Genomic DNA, 7,077 nt, shown 5'->3' with positions numbered 1-7,077 from the left:
TTCTCCGCTCGCGCGGCTCGATCAGGTAACCGCCTTCTGGATCTGGCTGTCGCTGCAAATGCTCTGCGTCGGCGGCGCCGTGCTGATACTGGCGCGCGGGAACGATCCTCCGCTCAGCGCCGTGGCGACCGTCATCGTCCTTTCGCTGGTAGTACTATCGCGCCCGTTCGAGGGCATGCTGGCGTATGCCCATGTAACGCCGATGCTGCTGGTGCTGTTGTCCGCGTCATGGTTCTGCGAGCGGCGGGAGCGCCCGGCGTTCGCGGGACTGGGGCTGGCGCTCGCAGCATTGCTGAAGCTTTATCCGGCGGCCGCTGGCGGATACTTTTTGTTCGGCCGCCGTTGGCGTGCGCTCGGCTGGACGATCGGCTTCTTCGTTGCCGGCGTATTGCTGACGAATCCCCTCCGCTGGCTCGAGCTCATGACGGTGGAAATGCCGGTTTCGTATCGCTTCGTGGCGGAAGCCGACCTCACCGTGATGACTTTCGTCCGAAAAGCGGTTGCGCACTTCGCCGGCACGACGACTATCGCCGCGCCCCTCTTCACGGTTCTCGCGATCACCGCGCTGATCGACCTCGTCCTGCTCGCAGTCGCGGGTGCCGCCACGATAACCAGCCGCGCACGCGACGACCTCGACGGGCTGGTGTTTGGAATGTGGGTCGCGCTCGCGCTACTGATGTCGCCGCTGGCGTGGATGGCCGAAATGCTGCTGCTGCTGCCGGCGTATCTGTTCGGGACGCTAGCCGCTTGGAAAGGATTCCAGCAGCGCGCATCGCGACACGTCACGCTGCTCGCCGGCGCCGCGCTACTCTCTGCCTGCATCGTAACAGCCCTGATCAAGGCAGTGCCGCATCCGGGATTCTGGGCGGTGTTGGCTGCGTACGTCAGCATCGCGCTGATCTTCCGTGCTCGGACGCAATCGGATTTGCCGCGCGATGAAGCCGGAAAGATAGCCGATCAACGCTTGCGCCAGGGAGCCGGGAATTCGCCAGTATCGATCCAGCGCACGTAGTCGGCAAGAATCTCCGCGTGATCGAACGCCAGTGGTGCCGGCGGATTGCGCGGGTCGCACAGCGTTGCATTCTTCGCGTCATCGGCGCCGCGCGGCGTGCCCGACGCGCGCGCGACGTACACCACCGTGATCGTCTGTCCACGCGGATCTCGATCAGGCCGCGAATACACACCGAGCAGCGCGCGCAACTCAACGTCGAGCGAGATCTCTTCGCGCGCCTCGCGCACCGCAGCCTGCTCGACAGTCTCGCCAAAATCGACGAAGCCGCCGGGAATCGCCCAACCCAGTGGAAAATTCTTCCGCTCGATTAAAACGACTTTGTCGCCAATTTCCGTGATTATGTCGGCGGCTATCGGAGGACATTTGGGCCGTGGCATGATGCGACTCTAACATGGCGGTAACTTTATGCAGGTAGCTCGGCTTTACGATTTCGGCGACATCCGCGTCGAGGAAAGCGCCCGCCCCGTGGTCGGCGACGGCGATATTCTCATCCGCGCGAGCGCCTGCGGCATCTGCTCGGGCGACATCATGCCCTGGTACATCAAGCGCAAGGCGCCGCTGGTGCTCGGCCACGAACCAGTCGGCATCGTCGAGCAGACCGGCGCGGCGGTGCGCGATTTCAAAATCGGCGACCGCGTCTTCGTGCATCATCACGCGCCCTGCTTCCAATGCGCGGCGTGCCGGCGCGGTGAATACGTGCAGTGCGCGACGTGGCGCGCGACCAATATAGTGCCTGGCGGGATGGCGGAGTTTTTTCTCGTGAGCGCGGCCAATCAACGCGACACGCTGCGCCTCCCCGATTCGATCGCCGACGCCGACGGCGTACTGATTGAGCCGGCCGCCTGCGTCGTCAAGTCGCTCAAGCGCTCGGGCCTCAAGGCCGGCGAATCAATTCTGATCATCGGGCTCGGCATCATGGGCATGATGCATGTGAAGCTCGCGCGGCATCTCGGCGCCGGGACGATCATCGGCGCCGACCTGTTTCATACGCGCGCCAACCGCGCACTCGAACTCGGCGCGGATCGCGGCATCGTCGTCGAGGGCGACAACCTGGTCGAGCAGGTGCGCGAAATCACCAACGGCGCGATGGCCGACGTCGTGATCGTCGGACCCGGCACCTCGAAAGCAATCGCCGCCGGGATCGCCGCCGCGGGCAAAGGCGCAACCGTCGTACAGTTCACTGCGACGCCGCCCGACGACGAGCTGCTCGTCAAGCCGCACGATTTGTATTTCAACGAAACCCGTCTTGTGCCGAGCTACTCATGCGGGCCCGACGAAACGCGCGAGGCGTTGTCACTGGTCGAGCGCGGGGTGATTAACGCGAAGGAGTTGGTGACGCATCGGTTCCCGCTCGCGCAGATCACCGAAGCATTTGCGACCGCGCAAAAGCCGGAATCGCTGAAAGTTATAGTAACTTTCGCGAGTTGAATTTTTAGAAAACCCGAAAACCGGAACTGGGTACCAGTCCGGTGGTGAACGGATAGACAAACGAGGGCGGCTGCCGATGCAACCGCCCTCGTTACTATCTAGCCTGAGCGAAATTACGGAGTCGCAGGAGCCGGTGGCGGTGCGCCACTGTCAGCCGGTGCTGGAGCCGCGCCCGCATCAGACGGTGCCGCGCCTGTGTCTGCCGCCGCATGGTGGTGGACATGGACGTGGACGTGGTGCTCATGATGCTCCGACATCGTCTTCGACGCGATCGCTTCTGCGCGATCCGCAGCTGCCTTCGCATCGCTGGCCGCCTGCTCTACGCGGCTCGCTGCCGCCTGAGCCTGCGCCGCTGCCGCCGCCGATTTCTGGGCCGCCGCATCAGCGCGAGCCGCTGCCTGGTCAGCCTGGTTCGCCGCGTTGACGGCGCGCTGTGCTGGATCCGGCTCGTTCGAGGAACATCCCGCGAGCAACGAAAGGGCCAACACAGCCCCGGCAAGACCGACCAGTTTTGAAGATTTTCTCAGTAACCCTTCCATTTCTTCCTCCTAAGGATTGCGCAGGAGTTTTGCTAAGTGATTCGTAGCTCCTGCAGTAAGACAATAAATTTGTCTCACAAACTCCCAACTGTATGCAAGCGTTTGTTATGCAAATTGCTACCCAAGTACCATTGACCCGACTGGCTATTTCTACTTAGCGCGGCGCGATAGCAATTTGTGAAAATGCGACTGGAACTCACTAGCTAACCTCTGATGTCGAGTTCATTTACGTCCACTCACAGCAGGGTATTCGGCTTCCTTGTCGATTTTCTTGCGTTCGAGAGTGTCGCATATAGCTACTCATAACTGTTTGCCATGTAACTATAATGAGAGGGCGAAAACAGCTATTTGATTCACTTGGCGTCTGGTTCCCGTTTAATCGCTCTTTTAGTCTCCGGCGGAACGTCCCCGGATGTCTCGCCAATGCCGAGAGTTCTTTCTAACCGCTAAAAATCGTCGCCGTAGTCGTCCATTCCACCCATCCCGCCCATGCCTCCCATGCCACCCATCCCACCGCCGCCCGGCATCGCAGGCATCGGCGCCGGCTTTTTCGGAGCTTCGGCCACGGCAGCCTCGGTCGTCAGCATCATCGATGCGGCGCTGGATGCGTTCTCGAGTGCGGAGCGCACGACCTTGGCGGGATCGATCACGCCCGCTTTGACGAGATCCTCGTAAACTTCGGTGCCAGCATTGAAACCAAAATCAGCTTTGCCTTCGAGCACGGCGTTGAGAACGATTTCAGGCTCATGACCGGCGTTGCGCGCGATCTGCTTGAGCGGTTCCGACATCGCAGCGGCGACGATCCCGGCGCCGGCCTTCTGGTCTTCATTGAGTCGGAGCGACTTCACCGCCGCGATTGCGCGCACCAGCGCGACGCCGCCGCCCGCCACGATTCCCTCTTCTACCGCCGCGCGGAGTGCATGCACCGCGTCGTCGACGCGCGCCTTTTTTTCTTTCAGCTCGACTTCGGTCGCCGCGCCGACTTTGATCACGGCGACGCCGCCGGTGAGCTTCGCCAGGCGCTCCTGCAGTTTCTCGCGATCATAGTCGGAGGTCGTCTCTTCGATCTGGCGGCGGATCATTTCGATTCGCCCCTGGATTTCCGACTTCTTGCCGGCGCCGCCGATGATCGTCGTGTTGTCCTTGTCGATCAGAACCTTCTTGGCCTTGCCCAGCGACGCGATCTCGATGTTCTCGATTTTGGCGCCGAGTTCCTCGGCGATCAGCGTGCCGCCGGTGAGGATCGCCATGTCCTGCATCATTTCCTTGCGCCGATCGCCAAAGCCGGGCGCCTTCACCGCCGCGACCTTGATCGTGCCGCGCAGTTTGTTGACGACCAGCGCCGCCAGCGCCTCGCTCTCGACGTCCTCCGCGATTATCAGCAGCTGGCGTCCGGTCTGCACGACGCTTTCGAGCAGCGGCAGGATTTCGCGCAGGTTCGAAAGTTTCTTTTCGTGGAACAGGATCAGCGGCTCGTCGAGCTCGGTCGTCAACTTGTCGGGGTTGGTGACGAAGTACGGCGACAGGTAGCCGCGATCGAAGCGCATCCCTTCGACCAGATCGAGCACCGTGTCGAGCCCGCGCGCCTCTTCGACCGTGATGACGCCTTCCTTGCCGACCTTGTCCATCGCGTCAGCAACAATTTTGCCAATCGACTTGTCGCCGTTAGCCGAGACCGTCGCAACCTGCTCGAGGCGATCGCGCTCCTTCACCGGCCGCGACATCTCCTTGATAGTCGCAACCGCCTTGACCACCGCGGCTTCGATTCCGCGCCGTAGTTCCATCGCGGGGAATCCCGCCGCGAGCAGCTTGATTCCCTCGCGCACGATCGCTCCCGCCAGTACCGTCGCAGTCGTGGTGCCGTCGCCGGCCACGTCTGAAGTTTTCTGCGCAACCTCGCGAATCAGCTTCGCGCCCATGTTCTCGAAGCGGTTCTCGAGCTCGATTTCCTTGACCACGGTCACGCCGTCCTTGGTGACGGTCGGCGCGCCGAAACTCCGCTGGATCATGACGTTCCGGCCCTTGGGCCCGAGCGTTACGCGCGCGGCTTCCATCACCAGCGTCGCACCCTTGACGATTCCGACTCGTGCTCTCTCGTGCAGCTCAACCGTTTTGGCTGGCATGTAGATAAATCTCCGTCTTGCTCTCTTATCGTTATGGATTCAGTCTCACGCACCACCGCATCGGCGGCCCGTGGAACCGCTATGAATGTAAACATCGCGCCGCGCGATGCAAGTGGATGTCGATCGGACGGGTTTGGAAGCCGTTTGCTTGGAATAGCTTGCAACGACCGATAAATCCGCCTAAAAGCATTTAACCAGACTAAAAAGGGATGGCACAGTGTCAAAGTTTAGTAGGAGGAGATTTAAGATGCGAAAGGAGATTTTAGTGCTCGCTGGATTTTTGATTGCGTTTCTCGGGCTCAATCGGGCTGGGGCTGTCGTAAGCGGGCAGCGCTACGATAGTGGCGGCGCGTGGGCGAGCGGATGGAGCGGTACCGAAGATGACGGTGTTGCGGCCCCCGAGCCCGACACGGCGCCGCCCAATATTTCAGGTCAGTGGAGCGGCAGTATCATGGACTCAGTTGATGGGACCGGCACCTTTGGCCTCGACATAACACAAAAATCGGGCAAGCTAACGGGAACCTGGGACGTCTCCCTGGGCGGAGGCTCCTCGGGCAAGTTCACTGGATCAGTCGGGGGCAGCAGCAAGGTCTCGATCAAGATTCTCACACCGGAAAAGAAACATCGTGGATGTCATGCGAACGCCAAGGGAACTACTTCGGGTACCAACATAACACTGTCGTATAAATTTGCCGGATGCGGTCCGAATTCGGGCGACGAGTTCGGCACGATCGATCTGAGCCCCATCTGATTTTTGCGCGGGGCGGTTGCCGTCAGCCGCCCCGCGTCTTTCGCTTCCCAATCCATACCTGCTACGAGCCGCCCGCCGCGCCCACGACGTAGTGCGCATCTGCGTCTGCGGAACTCCCGGAATCCGTATCTTTATGAAATTCGCGTGGCGTGCAAGGATGAGGGTTGCAGCGACCCGGATTTTTTGGCGGAGGCTTCTCAACGTGAACCGAATCAAAATGACATTGGCGGCGATGCGCACCGGCGCGGCGACCGCGGTGATAACGATAATCTGCGCGGCACTCGCGGCCTCAATCGCTTGGTCGGCGCCAGTCGGCTCGGCAGACACCTCCGGCGCGATTGAAGCTCAACTCCGGCATCATACGATGCAACTCGCGGCCGAGCCTGCCACCGCCCCGGCGCCCGCATCTGAGACCGACGAAGCAGACGACAAGGACGTGCCTACCAGCCAGGTCGACAAGTACATCAGCGTGTACGAGTCGATGCAGAAAGACCACAACCTCACCGTCGAGCAGGCCACCTCGAAGCAAGGGCTAACGGTCGCGCAGTTCCGGGCGCTCGAAAACAAAATCGAGGCCGACGACACCCTGCGCGAGCGAGTCCGCAAGGCGCTAAGGCACGCCGCAAATCCCAACGACAAAGAATCGTCGGACGACTAGGCCTGCGCGAACCAAGGAAGGGCGATCACTTTATCGAATGTGAAACCCGCCGTGGGTTTCACGCTTCCTTGGGCAGGGGTAACCCTGCACCCAGTAATAGAAAAAAGATGCGGGACGGCGTCCCTGTTTAGAAAGGGGTTAAGGGAGAGAGCATTTTACGCGACCGGTTCCCCTTCTCACTATGGGAAGGGGTTAGGGGTTAGGTTTGCTAGCAACGGTCGCGATGCCCGCGCGCGCTTTTTTCCGAATATGTATCCTTTACGTGCCCAATGCGTATCTCATTCAACTAATCGGCGTCGCAGAGTAAACAGTCAGTTACCTCCAGAGGTCGTCGCATCCTGACCCGTGAAGAATCCAGCCGCAACCTGTCGCATCACCCTCTTTTTTCTCATCGCACTATGCGCACCGCCTTCGACCGTTCCCACGCACGCGCAGCCCGTTCAGTCGCAGCCGCCGCCGAGCGTTGCCGAACTCATCAAAGGCCTGCAAAGCCCCAACCCCGCTAATCGCGAGCAAGCCGCTAAAGCAGCGGCCGCTACCAAGCCGCTGTCATCGGCCGTGGTCCC

At 60.9% G+C, this 7,077-nt stretch carries 8 protein-coding genes; 5 read left to right on the top strand and 3 right to left on the bottom strand.

The annotated features are described in order from the left end of the window. Positions 1-1,012 (top strand): glycosyltransferase family 87 protein (locus VIW95_RS02920; protein WP_331583862.1); only part of this gene is annotated, 1,012 nt, incomplete at its 5' end. Here the strand turns inward: VIW95_RS02920 and VIW95_RS02915 are convergent. Then, positions 958-1,389 (bottom strand): NUDIX hydrolase, encoded by a 432-nt coding sequence (locus tag VIW95_RS02915; protein ID WP_331583860.1) that lies wholly within the window; start codon positions 1,387-1,389, stop codon positions 958-960. The two genes, VIW95_RS02920 and VIW95_RS02915, sit on opposite strands and share 55 nt — an antisense overlap. Positions 1,390-1,417: 28 nt before the next feature. On the opposite strand from VIW95_RS02915, the gene VIW95_RS02910 reads away from it, so the two are divergent. Next, positions 1,418-2,440, top strand: a complete 1,023-nt coding sequence (locus tag VIW95_RS02910) for an alcohol dehydrogenase catalytic domain-containing protein (RefSeq protein WP_331583858.1) — start codon at positions 1,418-1,420, stop codon at positions 2,438-2,440. Positions 2,441-2,553: 113 nt separating this feature from the next. Here VIW95_RS02910 and VIW95_RS02905 read toward each other — a convergent pair whose 3' ends face one another. Together VIW95_RS02905 and groL are read right to left on the bottom strand one after the other, a co-directional pair. Continuing rightward, on the bottom strand, positions 2,554-2,979 hold the full coding sequence (locus VIW95_RS02905) for a hypothetical protein (protein WP_331583856.1): 426 nt from the start codon (positions 2,977-2,979) through the stop codon (positions 2,554-2,556). A 446-nt stretch (positions 2,980-3,425) separates the two neighbouring features. Next, entirely contained in the window at positions 3,426-5,102 is a 1,677-nt protein-coding gene (groL, locus tag VIW95_RS02900) for a chaperonin GroEL (protein ID WP_331583854.1), read from the bottom strand. 247 nt (positions 5,103-5,349) lie between these two features. Here groL and VIW95_RS02895 point away from each other — a divergent pair, with 247 nt between their 5' ends. From VIW95_RS02895 to VIW95_RS02885, 3 genes are all read left to right on the top strand, one after another. Further along, entirely contained in the window at positions 5,350-5,853 is a 504-nt protein-coding gene (locus VIW95_RS02895) for a hypothetical protein (RefSeq protein WP_331583852.1), read from the top strand. A 202-nt stretch (positions 5,854-6,055) separates the two neighbouring features. Continuing rightward, positions 6,056-6,511, top strand: coding sequence for a hypothetical protein (locus tag VIW95_RS02890; protein ID WP_331583850.1), 456 nt, complete (start codon positions 6,056-6,058; stop codon positions 6,509-6,511). A gap of 345 nt (positions 6,512-6,856) precedes the next feature. Further along, positions 6,857-7,077: hypothetical protein (locus VIW95_RS02885; protein ID WP_331583848.1), on the top strand; the 221-nt coding region annotated here is incomplete at its 3' end.

The organism is Binatus sp. (SeqCode) (assembly GCF_036522015.1).
Taxonomy (GTDB): domain Bacteria; phylum Desulfobacterota; class Binatia; order Binatales; family Binataceae; genus Binatus.
Note: the sequence above shows the minus strand (reverse complement) of the source record. Positions and strands in the feature narration are given on the sequence as shown.